The following is a 19,779-nucleotide window of genomic DNA, read 5'->3' as shown; positions in this document are numbered from 1 at the left end:
GCCGTTGGCTGTTGAAGAACGATCGCCAATGGAAGAGCCTGGGACGGGGCCGTGGACAATCCCCCATCTCGACGGTACGCCCCGTAGGGGATGGGCGCCCAAGGGCGCAACGCAGCGTCAGTGAATTTTCCCTGCAAATACTGGACTTGATATGAGCTTGATTGCGCTGCTGCTGACCGTGCTGGTTGCCGTGCTGCACCTGTATTTTCTGGTGCTGGAGATGTTCCTGTGGACCCGGCCGCTGGGCCTGAAGACGTTCCGCAATTCACCGGAGAAGGCGGAGACCACGCGCGTGCTGGCGGCCAACCAGGGCCTGTACAACGGCTTCCTGGCGGCGGGCATCGTGGTGGGGCTGGTGCTGGCGCAGCCGGTGCTGGTGACGTTCTCGCTGGTGTGCGTGGTGGTGGCGGGGTGCTATGGCGCCTACAGCGTAAGCCGGCGCATCTTCATGATCCAGGCGGTGCCGGCGATCCTGGCGTTGGTGTTTCGCGCACTGGCGTGATTTCCGGCCAACGGCACAGCCCCTCGTGGGTTGGTCGCGTAGAGCTGTCATGGGTTGGTCGGGCGGGTTCCGTGCGCGGCCAGCCCACGGAGAAGAAAAGAAGATCAAGAGCAACAGCGGGTCGCTGCGCTCGTGGGTTCTGCGCGCATGAAAAAAGCGGCCACCGGACCGCTTTTGTTTTTGCTTTTGCTCTTCTTTTTTCTCTTGCGTGGGTGGACGCCGCAGCGATCTGTCAGAGGCTGGGGGCGGTGGGTTCGCGGGGGTGTCCGCGGCATGGATGCCGCGGCCAAGCCCCCAGGGATGGGTTCACGGCGTCCCCCGCGAACCCACCGCCCCCAGCCAAACCAGCGCTTTCCGCGACCAACCGTCCACCCACGAGGGGCTGCGCCGTTCGCGGCAACATCACTTCGCCGGCGACACCCACATGTCGATGACCGCGCTGAACACCTCCGTCCCCGCGCGGTCGCGCACACTCACCGTCACCGGCAACGCATAGCCTTCGGTCGCCACCACGATCGGCTGCGCCGGCAATGCCGTCGCCTGCAGCGTGCCGCGCGCCTTGGCCAGGTACTGCACCTGCATGCCCTTCGGGATCCAGCGCATGCCCTTGGGCAGCGACGCATCGACCATCAGCCCGGCGGTCAGTTCGGCCAGGTTGCACATTGCGATCGCGTGCACCGTGCCGATGTGGTTGCGCACCTTGCGGCGGTCGGCCAGCGTGCCCTCGCAGCGGCCGTTCTCCAGGCGCATGATGCGCGGGGCGATGCTGGCGAAATAGGGCGCCTTGAAGCACACCGCGCGCGAGAACAGCCAAGTACCGGCAGGCCAGCGCTGCAGGCGGTGGTAGAGCGAAAGCAGGGGCGTGGACATGGCGGTTTCCGGTCGGCGGACAAAGCGACGGCGGGCCAGGCCCGCCGTCGAGGCAACGCGTCGCGGGCGATCAGGCCGCCTGCGAGTGCGGGTCCTTGTTCTGGCGGTCGTAGTAGCTGGCCGCGCGCAGTTCGTGGGTGTCGAAGTCGTCCACGGTGATGGTGTCCAGGGTCAGCGTACGCAGCTCTTCCAGCAGGCTGCGCTCGTCCTGGGTGATCACGCCTTCGGCCACGGCCTCGTCGAGCTGGCTGTTGAAGTCCAGCGCCTCGATGCCCTTGCTCTTCAGCGCCTTCAGGAACTTGCGCTCCACCGGCTCGGCCATGATCGCCTTGCTCAGGTAGCTGTTGATGCGGCCACCCGGGTTGTTCTCGCAGGGGGTCAGGAACACGCCGCTGGCGAGGCGGTCGCGGGCTTCGTTCGGGGCCATCAGCAGCGCAGCCACGCGACGGCTCAGGCGGTCGCCCGGGGCCTCGGCACGACGGCCCAGCGGGAAGATCAGTGCCCACATCAGCCAGCCGATCGGACGGATCGGGAAGTTGCGCAGGGCAGCCGACAGCGATTCCTCGATCTTGTGCACGCTGTCATGGAAGGCCCAGGCCAGCAGCGGCTGGTCGGCCTGCGGCGCGCCTTCGTCGTGGTAGCGCTTGAGCATGGCGCTGGTCATGTAGACATGGCTCAGCACGTCGCCCAGGCGGCCGGACAGCGATTCCTTGAACTTCAGCTTGCCGCCGAGCGTCATCATCGAGATGTCGGCCATCAGCGCCAGGTTGGCCGAGTAACGGTCCAGCTTGCGGAAGTAGCGGCGGGTGTAGGCGTCGCCCGGGGCAGCGCCGAAGCGTGCGCCGGTCAGGCCGAACCAGAACGAACGAACAGCATTGGAGATGCCGTAGCGGATGTGGCCGAACAGGCTGCGGTCGAAGTCCTGCAGGCCGGCACGGGTGTCGGGGTCCTGAGCGGCCTTCATTTCCTTCAGCACCCACGGGTGGCAGAGGATCGCACCCTGGCCGAAGATCAGCAGGCTGCGGGTCATGATGTTGGCGCCTTCCACCGTGATGGCGATCGGCGCGGCCTGCCAGCTGCGGCCGGCGAAGTTGCGCGGCCCCAGGATGATGCCCTTGCCGCCGATCACGTCCATCATGTCCGAGATCACTTCGCGGCTCATGTTGGTGCAGTGGTACTTGGCGATCGCCGACGGCACCGACGGCACGTCACCGCGGTCCACAGCAGCGGCGGTGGCCTGCGACAGCGCGCTGATCTTGTACGCCTTGCCACCGATGCGGGCCAGCGCTTCTTCCACGCCTTCGAAGCGGCCGACCGACAGGCCGAACTGCTTGCGGATGCGCGCATAGGCGCCGGTGACCGCGGCACCCGCCTTGGCACCGCCGCTGGCGGTGGAAGGCAGGGTGATGGAACGACCCACGGCCAGGCACTCGTTGAGCATGTTCCAGCCCTTGCCGGCCATCGCAGCGCCACCGATCAGCTGGGTCAGCGGAATGAACACGTCCTTGCCGCGGATCGGGCCGTTCTGGAACGTCGAGTTCAGCGGGAAGTGGCGACGGCCGATTTCAACGCCGGCGGTCTCGCGCGGCAGCAGGCCCAGGGTGATGCCGATATCGCGGGTCTGGCCGATCAGGCCATCCGGATCGTACATGCGGAAGGCCAGGCCGATCAGCGAGGCGACCGGCGCCAGGGTGATGTAGCGCTTGTCGAAGGTCAGCTTGACGCCGAGCACCTGCTCGCCGTTCCACTCGCCCTTGCAGACGATGCCGTAGTCGGGAATCGAGGTCGCGTCGGAGCCGGCGAACGGACCGGTCAGGCCGAAGCAGGGCACTTCACGGCCATCGGCCAGACGCGGCAGGTACTGGTCCTTCTGTTCCTGGGTGCCGTAATGCACCAGCAGTTCACCCGGGCCCAGCGAGTTGGGCACGCCGACGGTCGAACTGACCACCGAAGACACCGAGGCCAGCTTCTGGATCACCTTGTGGTGGGCCAGCGCGGAGAAGCCCAGGCCGCCGTATTCCTTCGGAATGATCATGCCGAAGAACTTGTTCTTCTTGATGAAGGCCCACAGTTCCGGCGGCAGGTCGGCATGGACGTGGGTGATTTCCCAGTCGTTGACCATCGTGCACAGCTGTTCGACCGGGCCATCGAGGAAGGCCTGTTCTTCRGCGGTCAGCTGCGGCTTGGGGTAGTTCAGCAGGATGTTCCAGTCCGGATCACCGGTGAACAGTTCGCCTTCGAAGCCGACCGAGCCGGTTTCCAGGGCGATGCGCTCGGTCTGCGACAGCGGCGGCAGCACCTTGCGGAACACCTTCATCATCGGGCCGGTCAGCAGCGGCTTGCGGATGAACGGCAGCAGCAGCGGCACGACGATCACGGCCAGTATCGCGGCGGCGACGATCGTGGCGGTCTGGTTGACGTAGGGGATGAACCAGCAGGCCACCAGCAGGGCCACGCTGATCAGCGTCCAGGTCAGCAGGCGCATGCGGTGGTAGGCGACGAACGCGCCTGCCAGCAGCAGGGCGAGGAAGGGAATGACGAGGCTCATGAGCGTGCTCCGGTGACGTGCTCGTTTATGGCGGACGAAGCCGCAGCATCCGCTGCGGGCAACACGTCCAGATAGTCCAACACAGTAGCGGTAAAGGCGTCGTTGTCATCACCGGCGACCATGTGCGTGGCCTGCGGCAACTGTACGTGGCGTGCGTGTGGCGCCAATGCCAGGAATTCGGCCACCGTCTGCGGGGTGACCAGGTCGCTGCGGCCACCGCTGACCAGCAGCAGGGGGCACTTCACCTGGCGCGCGGCTTCGGCCAGTGCGTCCTGGTGCTGCTCGCTGTCACGGGCCAGTTCGGCCACCAGGCGCGGGTCCCAGTGCCAGCGCCAGCGACCGTGGCCATCTTCGCGCAGCAGCGCGCGCAGTGAGTCTTCRGATTTGCGCGGACGATGCGGCACATAGGCCGAGATCACATCGGCAGCCTGCGACAGCGAGGCGAATCCTTCCGGATGCGCGGTCATGAAGGCGAGGATGCGCTCGACGCCAGCGGTATCCCAGCGCGGGGTGATATCCACCAGCACCATGGCCGAGAACAGGCCTGGCCAGCGTGATTCGGCCAGCAGGCCGAACAGGCCGCCCATCGAGGCAGCCACCAGCACCGGCGGTCGCGGTTGTTCGCCGGCCAGCACGATCAGGTCATCGGCGAACTGCTCACCGTGGTACGCCAGATCGGCCGCATTCCAGTCGGAATCGCCGTGCCCCCGGGCGTCGTAAGCCAGGGTCTGCAGGCCGGCAGCCGACAATGCCTTGGCCGTCGTCGTCCAGGCATGGCGGGTCTGGCCAAATCCATGCGCGAACAGTACGCGCCCGCGACGGCCCGAGGTGCTGGCGGTTGCAGCCAGCGAGGCACCGTGGGCGGCCTCCAGGCGCAGGTCATGGAATGCAGCGGGAGTAGGGGACATAACCATACTCGCTAGTATGGATGGGTTCGGCGGGATGTCAATACTGCACGGTATGGTGCGCTGCGAGAATGCCTCTCGGCCCGGCTGCCGACGGTTTCGGCCGCAATCGCGTACTGCAACGAACCCCGGCGTATGGTTAAATCAGCAAATGAATCAACCTGACGCTTCCGCCGGCGAACCGCGTGCCGGCCGCAACAGCCGCCTGAGTGCCGAAGACTGGGCCCAGGCGGCCCTCGATCTGATTGCCGAGCAAGGTGTGAGCGCCGTCGCGGTGGAGCCGCTGGCGCGCCGCCTTGGCGTGACCAAGGGCAGTTTCTACTGGCACTTCCCCTCGCGTGATGCGCTGCTGCAGGCCGCACTGGAACGCTGGGAACTGTTCGAGCAGGAACAGGTGTTCGGCAGCCTGGAAGACGTGCCGGATCCGCGCGTGCGCCTGCGCCAGCTGTTCCAGATGGTGGCGCACGAAGTGCAGCCGCACATCATCTACAGCGAGCTGCTGAAAGCGTTGGACCATCCGATGGTGCGGCCGGTGATCGACCGCGTGTCGCAGCGACGGCTCGATTACCTGATCGCCTCGTTCCGCCAGGCGGGCCTGAGCTCGACCGATGCACGCCATCGCGCACGCCTGGCCTACGCCGCCTATGTCGGCTTCCTGCAGTTGTCGCTGCAGCTGCAGCAGCCCAAGCAGGCGCGCGAGGATTTTGAAGCGTATGTCGAGCATCTGATCGACACGCTGATTCCGAACGGCTGAGGCGTTCTTCATCGCTGGATGCAGAAAGGCCGCGGCAGTGCCGCGGCCTTTTTCGTTGGTGTTGACGCCAGCAGCGAACGTACAAAAAACAACGGCCCCTTTCGGGGCCGTTGCTGCATCAGCTGATCAGAGGAGCGATCAGAACTTCTGCTTGTACTGCATGTACATGTAGCGGCCCGGCAGGTCGTACTGCGGGTCGAACATGTTGTACGAGGTCGAGTACGAGACCGGCGGCTGCTTGTCCCATGCGTTGTTCAGACCCAGCATGATCGTGCCCTTCCACGGGGTGTTGTAGCGCACCTGGATGTCGTGGTAAGTGGTCGAGCCCATGTGGTTCTTGCGGCCATCCGGATCGGAGCAGTAGCTGCGCAGTGCGCCGCCCAGCAGGCAGTCTTCGGTCATGCCGGACTTGTAACGCAGGCCGTAATTGACGCCGAAGTCGCCGAAGGACCAGTCGACGTACAGGTTGGAGCGGATGCGCCAGTACGGATCCTGGTCGAGATAGCGACCCTGGCGGCCTTCCACCTCGGAATCTTCGGTGGCCTTGGTTTCCCACTTGGAAAGGTAGGTGCTGTCCCAGCTGACGGTGAACTGGCCGAACGAGGTTTCCGGCAGGCGGTACAGCACGCCCAGATCCCAGCCTTCCACCTTGTACGACGCCAGATTCTGCAGCGGCATGTCGACGTTGGTGATGGTGTAGCGTTCTTCGATGGTGCCGTAGGCTGGATCACGGGTGATCAGACCGCAGTACGCGGCCTGTTCTGCCGGGGAACCGCCGTAGCAGTAGTTCATGATGTCCTGGATCGCCGGACGGGTGATGGCGTCTTCGATCTTGATCTGCCACCAGTCCAGGGTCACGTTCAGGCCGCTGACAAAGCTCGGGCTCCACACCAGGCCCAGCGTTTTGCTGGTCGAGGTTTCCGGCTTCAGGTTCGGGTTCGACTTCCAGGTGAACGGCTCGGCAGTCTGGGCCGCGCCCGACTGCGGAACGCCGTCGTCGTCCTTGGTGTTGGGCTGGACGAAGCCAGCCGGAACGCCCTGGGCGATACACTGGGCCAGCACCGCACCGGTCGGGCCGTTGGCAGCCGCGCACGGATCGGCGTAGGTTTCGAACGAGTCGCCGTCACCGCCATACAGGTTGCTGATGCTCGGCGCGCGGAAGCCTTCCGAGTAGTTGCCGCGGATCATCAGGTCGTCGATCGGCTTCCAGCGGAAACCGAACTTGTTGTTGGTGGTATTGCCGAAGTTGCTGTACTTCGAGTAGCGGGTCGCCGCGCTGAAGTCGAGCAGCTTGGCGCCCGGCAGGTCGGCCAGCACCGGGATCGACAGTTCCAGGAAGACTTCATCCAGGTCGTAGCCGCCCTTGGTCGGCTTTGCGCCGTTGCCGGTGCTCAGGCCTGCAGCGATGAAGGCGTCCGGATCGAACTGACCGGTCTCCTTGCGGTACTCGTAACCGGCAGCGAAGGCCAGAGCRCCGGCCGGCAGCTGCACGATTTCACCGGAGATGTTGGCGTAGTAGCCCTTGGACACCAGGCTGGCCGAATCGTGTGCGGTGAACGAAGTGTAGTCGAGCGCGGCCTGGCTGATCGAGCCTTCCGGGCCCAGAGCGTTGACCGGCACGCACTCCGGAATGATGTCGCCGCCCGGGGCGGTGACGCAGACCGGCACGCCGCCACGCATTTCGGACGGGCCGTAAGCGTTGCGCAGGTTGGCCAGATTGAACAGGCCGTAGGTCAGGTCGTTCTGGTCGGTCTTGTCGTAGCGGTAGCCGACATCCCAGTCGAAGTTACGGTCCGCGAACTCGAAGAAGCCTTCGAAGCCACCGTAGAAGTGCCAGTTCTTGACGTTCTGGTTGAACGAACGGCCGCCGCTTTCATTGAAACGACGGTTGACGCCGGTCAGGTCTTCACCCGTCGGGTTGTACATGCTGTTGGCGCTGAGGCGCATGCTGGTGACCGGCATGGCCGCCAGCAGCTGCTCGGACTTGCGCTCGTTGTACATCGCCTCGGTACGGAAGGTGATGTTGTCGGTAACGTTGTACGAACCAGAAGCGAACAGCGACGTACGTTCCTGCGGGGTCAACAGGTAGTTGTCCGGGGCGGTGTTGTAGCCGTGGACGTTGGCGTTGAACGGCGTCTCCACGCCGTTGATCAGCACATAGCGCTCGTCGTTGCGGATGTAGGAGCCCGGCATGCCGGTGCTGCTCTGGCCGTCGAAGAACGGCGGGCCACCGGCGGAGATCTTGCGATCGCCGGCCATGACCTTGCCTTCCTTGACGTAGGAGACACCCAGCATCAGCGATGCGCGATCGGTGGTGGTGCCGATGGTGAAATCGGCCGCTTCACGCTCGCCGTCACCGTCGCTGTACTGGCCCTTGTAGAAGTTCGCTTCGGCGCCGTCGAAGTTCTGCTTGGTGATGATGTTCACCACGCCGGCGATGGCATCCGAACCATAGATGGTCGAAGCGCCGTCCTTCAGGATGTCGATGCGCTCGATCATCGCGGTCGGGATGGTGTTCAGGTCGACGCTGCCGTCCAGGCCGGTGGTCCAGCGACGGCCATTGACCAGCACCAGGGTACGGTCCGAGCCGAGGTTGCGCAGGCTGATACCGGCCGAGCCGTCACCGCCGTTGTTGAAGGTGCGGTTCAGGGCGGCACCGTTGGCGGCAACGCGCTGCAGGATGTCGGCGACCGAGGTCACACCCTGCTTTTCGATGTCGGCGCGGGTCAGGCTCAGGACCGGCTGCGAGGTTTCGATGTCGGTGCTCTTGATGCGCGAACCGGTCACCGAGATGCGATCCAGGTTGGTCGCTTCCTGCGCCTGGGCCGTTACGGACGTCGCCGCACCGGCGATCAGCGCGACGACGACAGCGTCACGCAGCTTGTTGGACTGGAAATTCATTGGCTCTCTCTCTCCAAGAAATCTTGGCTGGGGTAGTGCCTGCGCGGCGGTGCCAAAAAAGAAGGCTCCAAAATCGCGAGGCTGAATCGATAGTAACGGCCCCCAGCCAAAAATTAAAGCTGCGTTAATTCACGCTGTGGTTACACATGAATGCGCTCTGATTTCTTTTAGTTCAATGAGTTATCTGGATGTGGGAAGGGACGCAACCGCGCCTGCCTGCCCTCAACGCACAAAAAAGTTTCAGTTGATGCATGTCGTGATGTATCCGTTTGTAACGGATAGGTGCTTTTCGCACTTGACAGATGTGTCCAGAAACAATTCGGGCGCCCCTGGGCGCCCGATGTTCAACACAGCTTGTTCGCGGCCGATGAGCGACTACAGATCCTGCTCGTAGCGCACGTACGGCACGGTGCCGTCATCGTTGCTTTCGTTGCGCGGGGAGAACGGGTTCTTGCCGCGGCTGATGACGTTTTCCGCGCCGACGGTGAGCTGGCCGGACCACGGGGTGCGCCAGGTCAGGCCAATGCCCAGGCCTTCCCACTTGCCGGGCTTGCCGGGAACGTCAACCACGCGGCCGATGATGCTGCCGCTGAAATTGCCGTAGCCGGCGCCCAGGCTCAGGCTCTTGCTGTCCCATCGGTCAACGATGGCCGGTGAGGCGTCGGCCAGGGGTACCAGGCGTGCCTTGGCATAGGTGCCGGCGATGGAGACAAAGCCTTCGCGACCGATGTTCTTCTGCGCGAACACGGTCAGGTCATTCTGTTCGGCGCGCAGCGACGGGGTCTTGCTGGGCGTGGCCAGCCAGGCGGGCAGGGTCTCGCGGCCGGTGCCGGCAGTGATTCCCAGGCGGCCGGTGCCACGGTTGAGCGCGGCGGTACCCGTCAGGCGCCGGTTGGAGCCGATGGCATCATCGTCGTCGCCCAGGCTGGCCAGCATGCAATGGCTGGCCAGTCCGCTGATGCTGGAGCCGCTGCTGCTGTTGCACAGCAGGCCCAGCGAGTCGCCCGAAGACAGGCCGAACGCAGCATCGAGCGAATTGCGGCCGAAATGCCAGCGTGCGCCCACGGCCTGCTCGCCGGTCGGTTCCAGGTACAGCAGGGCCTCGACCTTGCCACTGCCCTTGTTCCAGACCGGAATGACGGTGCGGGTGTCCTTGCTCTGCGCGTGCACGCCCGTGATCGCGCCAAGGGCGATCAGAAGGGCCAGCGGTAGACGCAGGAAGGTACGCATCGGACCAGTTCAGACAGAGACGGGCAGTGAAAGTTCCCGCTGGGGCGGGAACTCGATCCTAGGGTGTTTATGAATTCTTAACAAGCCTTGTTCCTCCCCAGATACAAGACTCATTGGGTATTACTGAAGTCGTTCAGGTGCCGGTACAGCCCCCTGGGCACCGTGGAACAGTATGCCGAACTCCGTCAACGGAAAGTGATACTCCTGTCCGCAGAATTCGCAACGTACGTCTACGGCGCCGGTGTCTTCGGCAGCCGCACGGGCCTCTTCCTCGCCCAGCGAGAACAGCATCGAGGCGACCCGTTCACGCGAGCAGGAGCAGGCGAAGGACAGGGCCTTGTCACCCACCAGCTCCGCCTTCTCCTCGTGGAACAACCGGTGCAGCAGTTCCTCGGCCGGGGTGGCCAGCAGCTCCGCCTTGCCCAGGGTGTCGAACAGCGCGCTGGCGCGGGACCAGCCATCGTCGTCGCCTTCGTCGCCCGGCAGCTTCTGCAGCAGCAGGCCGGCAGCACCGTCGCGGCCGGCGGCCAGCAGCAGTCGCGTCGGCAGCTGCTCGGACTGGCGGAAGTAGTCTTCGAATGCTTCATCCAGTTCCGGCGCGGTCAGTGCGACCAGGCTCTGGTAGCGCTGCGGTTCGCGCGGGTCCAGGCCGGGATTCTCGATGGTGATGGCCAGCAGGGCGTCCCGGCCCAGGTCGGTCAGGTCACGGGGGGCGTCACCGCCCTCGGCAATCTGGACGATGCCGCGCAGGGTGCCGGCGGCGGTGCATTCGGCGAACAGGGTACGCAGAGCGGTATTGCTGCGCAGCTGGATCGACAGGCGGCCGTCCACCTTGGTGTGGCCGGTGAACAGGGCCGATGCCACGCAGGCTTCGCCGAGCAGTTCGGTGGCGCTGTCCGGATACTCGCCGTGGGACTGGATGTCCTGCCAGGTGGCCTGCAGGCGCACGTGGACGCCACGGACACCGGCGTCGGGGAGCAGGAAACGGATAAGGGAATCGGATTGGGCGGTCATCGGCTCACATCGCGCGGAAACGGGGATGGTTGCCGGATAATGCGCCGACAACCAGGCATAAGAAGGATGCACCAGTAATGGGGGCAGGGGGAGAGCAGGACAAGGTAGTGGCCGCCGCCGACGCGGCACCGCGCAGGCGCTGGCGCTGGAAGCGGCTGCTGTGGCTGCCGGTGCTGTTCGTGGCCTTCAGCTGCCTGCAGGTGCTGGTGCTGCGTTTCATCGATCCGCCGCTGTCCACGGTGATGGTCTGGCGTTTCGGTGAGGCACTGGGTGAAGGCGACTGGTCCTACCGGCTGCACTACCAGTGGCGGGACCTTGACCAGATGGCGCCGAGCCTGCCGATTTCGCTGGTGGCCGCAGAAGACCAGCGCTTCCCGGACCATAGCGGGTTCGACCTGCAGGCCATTGAAAAGGCGCGCGACCACAACGCGCGGGGCGGGCGCCTGCGCGGGGCCAGCACGATCAGCCAGCAGGTGGCCAAGAACCTGTTCCTGTGGCAGGGCCGCAGCTGGATCCGCAAGGGCCTGGAGGTCTGGTACACGGTGCTGATCGAAGCCTTCTGGCCGAAGCAGCGGATCCTGGAGATGTACGCCAACATCGCCGAGTTCGGCGACGGTGTGTATGGCGCCCAGGCAGCGGCGCAGACATTCTGGGGCAAGGACGCCGCGCGGCTGAGCCCTGCCGAGAGCGCGCGTCTGGCGGCAGTGCTGCCGGCGCCGCGCCGCTACAACGCGGCCAAGCCAGGCCCCTACGTTCAGCGTCGTGCGGCGTGGATCCAGCGGCAGGCACGGCAGCTGGGTGGAGCGGGGTACCTGGCGGAGGACTGAGGGGCCACGACACCAGGTGTCCGTGGTGCCTTCCGATGCGGGAAGCGGGTATTTCGAACGCTGGACTGACGGGCTGCATCCCCGTCAACGACGTACAATCCGGCGATGACTCGTGAGCGTCTTACCTTCGTCATCGCCGCACACAACGAAGAGCTGGTGCTGCCCCAGCTGCATCCGCGATTGTGCGCGGTACTGGACGGCCTGGCCGGAATCGATGGTCACATCCTGTACGTGGATGACGGCAGCAGTGACACGACCTGGTCGTTGATCGCCTCGCTGGCCCAGGCCGACCCGCGGGTATCGGCGCTGAAGCTGTCGCGCAACTTCGGCAAGGAGSCGGCGCTGACCGCCGGCCTGGACCATGTGCGCGAAGGCGCGGCGATGATCCTCGACGCTGATGGCCAGGACCCGCCGGAACTGGTGCCGCACTTTGTCGAACGTTGGCGGCAGGGCTACGACAACGTCTACGGCACGCGCCTGGTCCGTGACGGTGAGAGCTGGAGCAAGCGCGCTGCCGCATCGGTGTTCTACCGGGTGATTGGTCGCCTCTCGCGGACGCCCATTCCGGCCGATACCGGCGATTTCCGCTTGTTGTCGCCGCGCGCGCTGAGCGCATTGCGCGAGATGCGCGAACGTCACCGGTTCATGAAGGGGCTCTTCAGCTGGGTCGGTTTCCGCCGCGTGGCGGTGCCGTATCACCGGCATGCCCGTTTGGCCGGCAGCAGCAAGTTCAGCCTGTGGCGGCTGTGGAACTTCGCACTGGAAGGGATCACCGGCTTCTCGACGGTCCCGCTGCGGGCGGCCACCTACATGGGGCTGGCCACCGCAGGCGTGGCCTTCGTGTTTGCCATCTGGGTGATTGCGAAGGCGGCGTTGTACGGCGACCGGGTGGCCGGGTGGCCGACCATGATGGCGGTGATCCTGTTCCTCGGGGGCGTGCAGTTGATCGCGCTGGGGCTTATCGGCGAGTACCTGGGACGCCTGTACGAGGAGTCCAAGCAACGGCCGTTGTACCTGGTTGACGCATGGTTGGCCCCTTCCGTGGCAGACTCGGAGCTGCAACCCACCCTGGGAGGGCAGGCAGATGACGTCGGTACGGCAACTGTTGGACGGCAAGTCCCCTGAAGTGCATGCGGTCGCGCCAGGCGCGGCGGTGATCGATGCGATCCGGTTGATGGCGCAGAAGGGCATCGGCGCGGTGCTGGTGATGGATGGCCCGCGACTGGTCGGGATCCTCTCCGAGCGTGATTACGCACGCAAGATCGTGCTCCACGATCGTTCGTCGCGTGACACCGCAGTGTCGGAAATCATGACCGCGAAAGTAGTGACGGTGAGTCCCGGTGAGCAGGTGGAACACTGCCTGCAGCTGGTGACCGATTACCGCATCCGCCATCTGCCGGTGGTCGAGGGCGGGCAGGTACTGGGGGTGATTTCCATCGGTGACCTGGTGAAGTCGGTGATCGATGCGCAGCGGCGCGAGCTGGATCAGCTGCAGCAGTACATCGTGGCGGGGTGAGTTCTGTCGCTGGCGGGCCTGCGGCCCGCCGGCCCGCTTTTTCAAGCAACTGCCAAAGCCAAAGCCAAGGCAGCGCCTTCCTGTTACGCAGGGGAGGCGGCGGGCATGGCCGTGCAGGACACGCCGTAAACCCGTCCATGGGGGCTCGATGGCGCCATCCATGGCGCCAACGGTCCTGCACGGCCATGCCCTCCGCCTCAGGACACGTTCCTGCGAGCGCGGCCGCCTTCACCCTGACTGTCTGCCGTTGGTAGATGCCAACCTTGGTTGGCACTGCTTTTGATTCTGCTCTGTACGTCTTCTTTTGACTTTGAATTTCTGCTCTCGTTCCGCGCGCGCAGGAAACTTTCGGGAGGGTGACGGGTGGCCCAGGCAGGACCGTTGGCGCCATGGATGGCGCCATCGAGCCCCCATGGGTGAGGGCGCTTTGCTTGCGAAGCACTGCTTCGCAAGCGCCCGAACGCACAGCCGCCAGCGGCTGGGCCGGCCCCCGGAGGGGGGTTTACGGCGTGTCCTGCCAACCCACACTGCCCCGCCCAACCCACAGAAACCCAGCCGCTTTGGCTTTTGCTTTGGCTTTGGCTTCTGCCCGCCGCAGGCGGACCACCGCGCGTCAGCGCGGCACCTCCACATCCAACCCGATTGGGCAGCTCACGCCGGTACCGCCAATGCCGCAGTAGCCGTTCGGGTTCTTGGCCAGGTACTGCTGGTGATAGTCCTCGGCGTAGTAGTACGTCGGTGCCGGATACACGATCTCGGTGGTGATCGGGCCATAACCCGCTGCAGCCAGCTGCGCCCGGTAGGCCTCGCCACTGGCCAGCGCCGCGGCGTACTGGGCCTCGTCGGTGGCGTGGATCGCCGAACGGTACTGGGTGCCGGTGTCGTTGCCCTGGCGCATGCCCTGGGTCGGGTCATGGCTTTCCCAGAACAGCTGCAGCAGCCGCTCCAGGCTGACAACCGCCGGGTCGAACACCACCTGCACCACCTCGGTGTGGCCGGTCAGGCCCGAGCAGACCTCTTCATAGGTGGGGTTCGGGGTGATTCCACCGGCATAGCCCACCGAGGTGCTGTACACGCCCGGCTCGTTCCAGAATTTGCGCTCGGCGCCCCAGAAGCAGCCCAGCGCGAAGCGGATCTGCTGCAGGCCGGCGAAACGGTCCTTCAGCGGATGGCTGTTCACGAAGTGCTGGTTGCTGTGCAGCGGCAGCGGYTGGTCGCGGCCCGGCAAAGCCTCTTCCGGGCGCGGCAGGCGCTGCTTGAAGGCCCCGATGCCGAGGATGCCCTGTCCGATTCCCAACATGATGCGCTCCTACGCCGGAAGCCCGGCAATGTCGTCGGCATCTGAAATGGGGGCGTCTGCGGCGTGGCCCAAGTCCAGCGCCGCCACGATTTCTTCGGCCTGTGCCCGCGCGGCGTCGGGGATACCGACCCGCAGCACGCCGAACAGCGGCAGCTCGCCCATGCCGCCCAGCAGCGACTCGCCGAACACGAACGCCGGGATGCCGGCGTCTTCCAGCGCGTGCTTGACCAGGTGGGCGTCGAACAGATTGTCGGCCTTGTACACGATGTGCATGCAGCGGCTCCGTGGGACAGGATTCCAGCATACGCCCGGCGGCTGAATGGTGCCGCTGCGCTCGCCGGGCAGCCCTTCCCGGTAAGCGTTAGACTGGCAATCTTTCTGCCTTTCTTTCGCCGACTCATGTCAGAGCACACCCCCGCCAGCCCCGAGACCCCCGCCGACAGCCACGAGAAGCGCGATTTCATCCGCCAGATCGTGCGCGAGGACCTGGCCAGCGGTAAGCACCAGGCGATCAAGACCCGCTTCCCGCCCGAGCCGAACGGCTACCTGCACATCGGCCATGCCAAGTCGATCTGCCTGAACTTCGGCGTCGCCGGCGAGTTCGGCGGCGTCTGCAACCTGCGTTTCGACGACACCAACCCGGCCAAGGAAGACCCGGAGTACGTGGCCGCGATCCAGGACGACGTGCGCTGGCTGGGCTTTGAGTGGAACGAGCTGCGCCATGCGTCGGATTACTTCGACGCCTACTACCTGGCCGCCGAGAAGCTGATCGCCGACGGCAAGGCCTACGTCTGTGACCTGTCGGCCGAGGAAGTGCGCGCCTACCGCGGCACCCTGACCGAACCGGGCCGGCCCTCGCCGTGGCGCGACCGCAGCGTCGAGGAAAACCTGGACCTGTTCCGCCGCATGCGCGCCGGTGAATTCCCCGATGGCGCGCGCACCGTGCGCGCCAAGATCGACATGGCCAGCGGCAACATCAACCTGCGCGATCCGGCCCTGTACCGCATCAAGCACGTCGAACACCAGAACACCGGCAACGCCTGGCCGATCTACCCGATGTACGACTTCGCCCATGCACTGGGCGATTCGATCGAAGGCATCACCCACTCGCTGTGCACGCTGGAGTTCGAAGACCACCGCCCGCTGTACGACTGGTGCGTGGACAACGTCGACTTCGCCCACGATGACGCCCTGACCCAGCCGCTGGTCGACGCCGGCCTGCCGCGCGAAGCGGCCAAGCCGCGCCAGATCGAGTTCTCGCGCTTGAACATCAACTACACGGTGATGAGCAAGCGCAAGCTGATGGCGCTGGTCACCGAACAGCTGGTGGACGGCTGGGAAGACCCGCGCATGCCGACCCTGCAGGGCCTGCGTCGCCGTGGCTACACGCCGGCGGCGATGCGCCTGTTCGCCGAGCGCGTGGGCATCAGCAAGCAGAATTCGCTGATCGATTTCAGCGTGCTGGAAGGCGCGTTGCGCGAAGACCTGGACAGCGCCGCGCCGCGCCGCATGGCCGTGGTCGACCCGGTCAAGCTGGTGCTGACCAACCTGGCCGACGGCCACGAAGAGCAGCTGACCTTCAGCAACCACCCGAAGGACGAAAGCTTCGGTACCCGCGAAGTGCCGTTCGCACGTGAAGTGTGGATCGACCGCGAGGACTTTGCCGAAGTGCCGCCGAAGGGCTGGAAGCGCCTGGTTCCCGGTGGCGAAGTGCGCCTGCGCGGCGCCGGCATCATCCGCTGCGATGAAGTGATCAAGGATGCCGACGGTACCATCACCGAACTGCGCGGCTGGCTGGATCCGGAGTCGCGTCCGGGCATGGAAGGCGCCAACCGCAAGGTCAAGGGCACCATCCACTGGGTCAGCGCGGTGCACGGCGTGCCGGCCGAGATCCGCCTGTATGACCGCCTGTTCTCGGTGCCGAACCCGGACGATGAATCGGAAGGCAAGACCTACCGCGATTACCTCAATCCGGAATCACGTCGCACCGTCATCGGCTATGTCGAGCCGGCGGCTGCCACCGCGGCGCCGGAACAGTCGTTCCAGTTCGAGCGCACCGGCTACTTCGTTGCCGACCGCCGCGACCACACCGCAGCCAAGCCGGTGTTCAACCGCAGCGTGACCCTGCGCGACACCTGGTCGGCCTGAGCACCTGCGCGGGCGCCGCACAGGCGCCCGCGTCATCCCGGCGAGTGCCCCATCCCGTGAAGCCGCATCGCCGACCAGCGGACGCGGCCCGGCCGTGCTGCGCACGTGGCACGCACTGCCGCTGTGCAGCGGATACCGCCATCATCGTCCGTTCTTTCCTACCCATCAGGCCCTGCCATGTCCGCTGCCCCGAGTGCACTTCTGCCGCTGCTGCAACAGGTCCTGCTGGGCCGTGACATCGCCTGCACCGTCGAGGGCGACGGACTGCTGCTCGACAGTGGCCTGCACCTGACCCCGCACGGTGTCGGCAGCAACGAACGCGACAACGGCGGCTGGCAGACCTCCACCGTCATCGAGACCCGTCACGCGGGCTTGTTCGCCGATGGCCTGTTCGAATACCAGCACGCCAATGGCGCGACCGAACAGGAATCCCTGCTGTCCGGCTTCGAGACCTGGGTGCGGGTGGATCTGCCGACCCTGCAGGCCGCCATCGGCGCTGAAGACGCACCGGATCTGCCGATGATGGGGCTGACCTACCCGACCAACGAAGACGGCCGGGAACACGAGCGCACCGTGGTGCTGGGACCACTGGCCCATTACCGCGCCCGCGAACTGGACGACGCTGCTGCGTGCAGCGAAGACGRCCACGGCTCCTGCCCCTGCTGCCTGTTCACCAGGAGCATCGACGCCTTCGACGATCTGCTGAAGGCTCATCACTTCCTGGCCATCCGCCTGTTCGCTTCGCGCGACGAGCAGGGCCAGTGCGAAGCCGACTGCCGGGTCAACGGCCATGACTTCGCCCCTGCCCTGCCGCTGCTGCGCGCCTATGCTGCGCGCTGGCCGCAGGCGGGGCTGGAATTCCGCAAGCAGTACGTGGTGATCCGCACCGGCTCACCCTCAGCGGCCTGAATCCAGCGCGCACGCCCGGTACATGCCACTGCCGCTACACTGCGCGCCGACATCTGTTGCACCTGTTCCTTTCACTCCCAACGAGGCACCCCCGCGATGCTGTACGCGCAAGTCCACCTGACCCTTCCCGCCTGGATCCACGACCAGATCGACCTGGATCGTCGATATCCGGGCGACGAGGCCAAGGTCGCGCTGGCGATCGAGCTGTCGCGGCTGAACGTCGACCACGCCAGTGGCGGCCCGTTCGGCGCCGTGGTGTTTGGGCCGGATGACAAGGTGATCGCTGCCGGCGTGAACCGGGTGATGCCGCATTCGACCTCGCTGGCGCACGCCGAGAACATGGCCTACATGCTGGCCCAGCAGCGCCTGCAGACCCCGCGCCTGAACGCGGTGCTGTCGCCGATCACCCTGGCCACCAGCTCGCAGCCGTGCTGCCAGTGCTACGGCGCCACCGTGTGGGCCGGCATCGACCGCCTGCTGATCGGCGCCAGTTCGGCCGACGTGGAAGAACTGACCCCGTTCGATGAAGGCCCGCTGCCGGCCGACTGGGTGGGCGAGCTCAACAAGCGCGGCATCGACGTGGTGCAGGGCCTGAACCGCGATGCGGCGCGCAGCGTGCTGCGTACCTATGGGGAAAGCGATGGCGCCCGTTACTGAGGCCGGCATCGGCCTGCTGTGCCTGTGCCGGCAGGGCTTCGAGCCCGAACTGGCCGGCGAACTGCAGTTCCGCGCAGGCGCCGCCGGTTTTGCCGGTTACGCCCGTACCCAGCGCAACGACGGCTACGTGCTCTTCATGTGCGATGAAGCCGCAGCGCTTGCACCGCGACTGCCGTGGCGCGAGCTGATCTTCGCCCGCCAGAAGCTGGTGGTGCTGGCCGAGCTGCCGCAGCTGGACCCGGCCGACCGCATCACGCCGATGCTGGACGTGCTGGCCGATGCGCCGCGCTTCGGTGATCTGTGGGTGGAGCATCCCGATTCGGACGCCGGCAAACCGCTGTCCGGGCTCGCGCGTGCCTTCGGCAATGCCCTGCGCCCGGCGCTGCGCAAGGCCGGCAAACTCAGCGACAAACCCAACGCACGCCTGCCGCGCCTGCACGTGGTGTTCGTCGATGGCACGCATGCCTTCATCTGCGTGGCCAACCCGGACGACAGTGCACCCTGGGCGTTGGGCATTCCGCGCCTGAAGCTGCTGCCTGACGCGCCTTCGCGTTCGGCATTGAAGCTGGATGAGGCGCTGCTGACCCTGCTCGCCCCGGAAGAACGCGAAGCGCTGGTGCGTCCGGGCATGCGCGCGGCCGACCTGGGCGCGGCACCCGGCGGCTGGACCTGGGTACTGACGCGCCAGCACGTGCATGTGCTGAGCATCGACAACGGCCCGCTGCGCCAGCACGTACTGGACACCGGCCTGGTCGAACACCTGCGCGCCGATGGTTTCCATTGGCACCCGGAGCAGCCGCTGGACTGGATGGTCTGCGATATGGTCGAGCAGCCGCGTCGCGTCGCCGAACGCATGGCCACCTGGTTCCGCGAGGGCTGGTGCAGGCACGCGATCTTCAACCTGAAGCTGCCGATGAAGAAGCGCTGGGACGAAACCCGCCTGTGCCTGGACCTGTTCCAGGAGCAGGCCGGCAAGCCGCTGGTGGTACGTGCCAAGCAGCTGTACCACGACCGTGAGGAAATCACGGTGCTGGCGTCGCCGCTGCGCTGATGAACATCCTGCGCATATCCCTGCTGCTGTGTACCGCGGTGCTGGCGTCGCCGGCACTGGCACAACCGGCGCGCCCGCAGCCGGCACAAAGTGCTCCGCTGCGTGATGACAGTGGCGTGGTCCGGCAGCAGTCGCTGTCGGCCGGCCGCGTGACCGGCAGCGTCGACATCGTGGTGCCGCTGGGCGAAACCCCGGTAACGGTGCGTTCGCTGGCGCCGGCCAGCGTGCTCGGCCAGTACCGCATCCATTTCGCCGAGTTGGACGTGAACGCTGATGGTTTCATCAGCCGTGACGAAGCACTGGCCAATCCGGCGCTTTCCGATGAGTTCAACGCATTGGACAGCAAGCGTCGCGGCAAGCTGGACCGCGCTGACCTTGCCGGTTGGCTGATCGATTGACCCGATTCCGGTAGCGCCGGGCCACGCCCGGCGGGATCGGTGAACCGCGCTGCGCGCTCGCCGGGCATGGCCCGGCGCTACCGGCGGATGATCCGGGGCTCGCGCGCCAACCAAGGTTGACGTCTACAGAAGCGATTCGCTGCAGACCGGCATGGCCCGCTTTTGGTAGGTGCCAACCTTGGTTGGCACAAGGCCGGAAGGCCCTCACTCCAGCTGGGGCGAGGATGCCCGATCGGCGCGCCAACCAAG

General features: G+C 65.7%; 18 protein-coding genes. 10 read left to right on the top strand and 8 right to left on the bottom strand.

The features are described 5' to 3' along the window. The first annotated feature begins 151 nt into the window (after positions 1-151). On the top strand, positions 152-502 hold the full coding sequence (locus tag AC1DJN_RS04020) for a DUF1304 domain-containing protein (RefSeq protein ID WP_282280624.1): 351 nt from the start codon (positions 152-154) through the stop codon (positions 500-502). Positions 503-904: 402 nt separating this feature from the next. On the opposite strand, the gene AC1DJN_RS04015 is transcribed toward AC1DJN_RS04020, so the two are convergent. The 3 genes from AC1DJN_RS04015 to AC1DJN_RS04005 form a co-directional block, all read right to left on the bottom strand. Then, positions 905-1,372 (bottom strand): hotdog fold domain-containing protein, encoded by a 468-nt coding sequence (locus tag AC1DJN_RS04015; protein WP_282280623.1) that lies wholly within the window; start codon positions 1,370-1,372, stop codon positions 905-907. Positions 1,373-1,442: 70 nt separating this feature from the next. Then, positions 1,443-3,920 (bottom strand): acyl-CoA dehydrogenase, encoded by a 2,478-nt coding sequence (locus AC1DJN_RS04010; protein WP_025877803.1) that lies wholly within the window; start codon positions 3,918-3,920, stop codon positions 1,443-1,445. After that, positions 3,917-4,834: an alpha/beta fold hydrolase gene (locus tag AC1DJN_RS04005; RefSeq protein ID WP_033831779.1), complete on the bottom strand. Its 918-nt coding sequence runs from the start codon at positions 4,832-4,834 to the stop codon at positions 3,917-3,919. The genes AC1DJN_RS04010 and AC1DJN_RS04005 overlap by 4 nt, the downstream gene beginning before the upstream one ends. Before the next feature lie 142 nt (positions 4,835-4,976). Here AC1DJN_RS04005 and AC1DJN_RS04000 point away from each other — a divergent pair, with 142 nt between their 5' ends. Continuing rightward, the gene (locus tag AC1DJN_RS04000) at positions 4,977-5,579 is read left to right on the top strand and encodes a TetR/AcrR family transcriptional regulator (protein WP_025877807.1); all 603 of its coding nucleotides are present in this window, start codon (positions 4,977-4,979) and stop codon (positions 5,577-5,579) included. A 138-nt stretch (positions 5,580-5,717) separates the two neighbouring features. On the opposite strand, the gene AC1DJN_RS03995 is transcribed toward AC1DJN_RS04000, so the two are convergent. From AC1DJN_RS03995 to hslO, 3 genes are all read right to left on the bottom strand, one after another. After that, positions 5,718-8,480, bottom strand: a complete 2,763-nt coding sequence (locus AC1DJN_RS03995; protein ID WP_025877809.1) for a TonB-dependent receptor — start codon at positions 8,478-8,480, stop codon at positions 5,718-5,720. Positions 8,481-8,855: 375 nt separating this feature from the next. Further along, on the bottom strand, positions 8,856-9,710 hold the full coding sequence (locus tag AC1DJN_RS03990) for an XOO1806 family protein (RefSeq protein ID WP_032952038.1): 855 nt from the start codon (positions 9,708-9,710) through the stop codon (positions 8,856-8,858). 120 nt (positions 9,711-9,830) lie between these two features. Next, entirely contained in the window at positions 9,831-10,724 is an 894-nt protein-coding gene (gene hslO, locus AC1DJN_RS03985; RefSeq protein ID WP_059064830.1) for an Hsp33 family molecular chaperone HslO, read from the bottom strand. A 77-nt stretch (positions 10,725-10,801) separates the two neighbouring features. Between hslO and mtgA the strand changes: the two genes are divergently transcribed. From mtgA to AC1DJN_RS03970, 3 genes are all read left to right on the top strand, one after another. Continuing rightward, the gene (mtgA, locus tag AC1DJN_RS03980) at positions 10,802-11,551 is read left to right on the top strand and encodes a monofunctional biosynthetic peptidoglycan transglycosylase (RefSeq protein WP_025877813.1); all 750 of its coding nucleotides are present in this window, start codon (positions 10,802-10,804) and stop codon (positions 11,549-11,551) included. 105 nt (positions 11,552-11,656) lie between these two features. Then, on the top strand, positions 11,657-12,676 hold the full coding sequence (locus AC1DJN_RS03975; protein WP_478038900.1) for a glycosyltransferase family 2 protein: 1,020 nt from the start codon (positions 11,657-11,659) through the stop codon (positions 12,674-12,676). Further along, positions 12,636-13,067: a CBS domain-containing protein gene (locus AC1DJN_RS03970; RefSeq protein ID WP_025877817.1), complete on the top strand. Its 432-nt coding sequence runs from the start codon at positions 12,636-12,638 to the stop codon at positions 13,065-13,067. The genes AC1DJN_RS03975 and AC1DJN_RS03970 overlap by 41 nt, the downstream gene beginning before the upstream one ends. A 613-nt stretch (positions 13,068-13,680) precedes the next feature. Here AC1DJN_RS03970 and msrA read toward each other — a convergent pair. Both msrA and AC1DJN_RS03960 read right to left on the bottom strand, forming a co-directional pair. Next, positions 13,681-14,346 (bottom strand): peptide-methionine (S)-S-oxide reductase MsrA, encoded by a 666-nt coding sequence (gene msrA / locus AC1DJN_RS03965; protein WP_032974988.1) that lies wholly within the window; start codon positions 14,344-14,346, stop codon positions 13,681-13,683. A gap of 30 nt (positions 14,347-14,376) precedes the next feature. Continuing rightward, entirely contained in the window at positions 14,377-14,640 is a 264-nt protein-coding gene (locus tag AC1DJN_RS03960) for a putative signal transducing protein (protein ID WP_132825899.1), read from the bottom strand. Positions 14,641-14,766: 126 nt separating this feature from the next. Between AC1DJN_RS03960 and AC1DJN_RS03955 the strand changes: the two genes are divergently transcribed. From AC1DJN_RS03955 to AC1DJN_RS03935, 5 genes are all read left to right on the top strand, one after another. Beyond that, entirely contained in the window at positions 14,767-16,515 is a 1,749-nt protein-coding gene (locus AC1DJN_RS03955) for a glutamine--tRNA ligase/YqeY domain fusion protein (RefSeq protein ID WP_025877940.1), read from the top strand. 177 nt (positions 16,516-16,692) lie between these two features. Continuing rightward, a complete protein-coding gene (locus AC1DJN_RS03950; RefSeq protein WP_478038899.1) occupies positions 16,693-17,424 on the top strand; it encodes a DUF6348 family protein in 732 nt (243 codons plus the stop codon). A 96-nt stretch (positions 17,425-17,520) separates the two neighbouring features. Further along, complete coding sequence (locus AC1DJN_RS03945) at positions 17,521-18,081, top strand: nucleoside deaminase (RefSeq protein WP_032974948.1); 561 nt, start codon at positions 17,521-17,523, stop codon at positions 18,079-18,081. Then, a complete protein-coding gene (gene rlmM / locus AC1DJN_RS03940; protein ID WP_025877934.1) occupies positions 18,065-19,132 on the top strand; it encodes a 23S rRNA (cytidine(2498)-2'-O)-methyltransferase RlmM in 1,068 nt (355 codons plus the stop codon). The genes AC1DJN_RS03945 and rlmM overlap by 17 nt, the downstream gene beginning before the upstream one ends. Then, a complete protein-coding gene (locus AC1DJN_RS03935) occupies positions 19,132-19,530 on the top strand; it encodes an EF-hand domain-containing protein (RefSeq protein ID WP_313445973.1) in 399 nt (132 codons plus the stop codon). The genes rlmM and AC1DJN_RS03935 overlap by 1 nt, the downstream gene beginning before the upstream one ends. Positions 19,531-19,779: the final 249 nt, after the last annotated feature.

The organism is Stenotrophomonas sp. 05L414_2 (assembly GCF_056397905.1).
The sequence above is the reverse complement of the archived record's forward strand: the minus strand, read 5'-3'. Positions and strand labels throughout refer to the sequence as shown.

Coding starts and splice junctions, on each gene's coding strand:
- AC1DJN_RS03960 (WP_132825899.1), bottom strand. CDS start 14,640: ATGCACATCGTGTACAAGGCCGACAATCTGTTCGACGCCCACCTGGTC.
- AC1DJN_RS03955 (WP_025877940.1), top strand. CDS start 14,767: ATGTCAGAGCACACCCCCGCCAGCCCCGAGACCCCCGCCGACAGCCAC.
- rlmM (WP_025877934.1), top strand. CDS start 18,065: ATGGCGCCCGTTACTGAGGCCGGCATCGGCCTGCTGTGCCTGTGCCGG.
- AC1DJN_RS03970 (WP_025877817.1), top strand. CDS start 12,636: ATGACGTCGGTACGGCAACTGTTGGACGGCAAGTCCCCTGAAGTGCAT.
- AC1DJN_RS03945 (WP_032974948.1), top strand. CDS start 17,521: ATGCTGTACGCGCAAGTCCACCTGACCCTTCCCGCCTGGATCCACGAC.
- AC1DJN_RS03990 (WP_032952038.1), bottom strand. CDS start 9,710: ATGCGTACCTTCCTGCGTCTACCGCTGGCCCTTCTGATCGCCCTTGGC.
- AC1DJN_RS04015 (WP_282280623.1), bottom strand. CDS start 1,372: ATGTCCACGCCCCTGCTTTCGCTCTACCACCGCCTGCAGCGCTGGCCT.
- AC1DJN_RS03935 (WP_313445973.1), top strand. CDS start 19,132: ATGAACATCCTGCGCATATCCCTGCTGCTGTGTACCGCGGTGCTGGCG.
- AC1DJN_RS04000 (WP_025877807.1), top strand. CDS start 4,977: ATGAATCAACCTGACGCTTCCGCCGGCGAACCGCGTGCCGGCCGCAAC.
- hslO (WP_059064830.1), bottom strand. CDS start 10,724: ATGACCGCCCAATCCGATTCCCTTATCCGTTTCCTGCTCCCCGACGCC.
- AC1DJN_RS04020 (WP_282280624.1), top strand. CDS start 152: ATGAGCTTGATTGCGCTGCTGCTGACCGTGCTGGTTGCCGTGCTGCAC.
- mtgA (WP_025877813.1), top strand. CDS start 10,802: ATGGGGGCAGGGGGAGAGCAGGACAAGGTAGTGGCCGCCGCCGACGCG.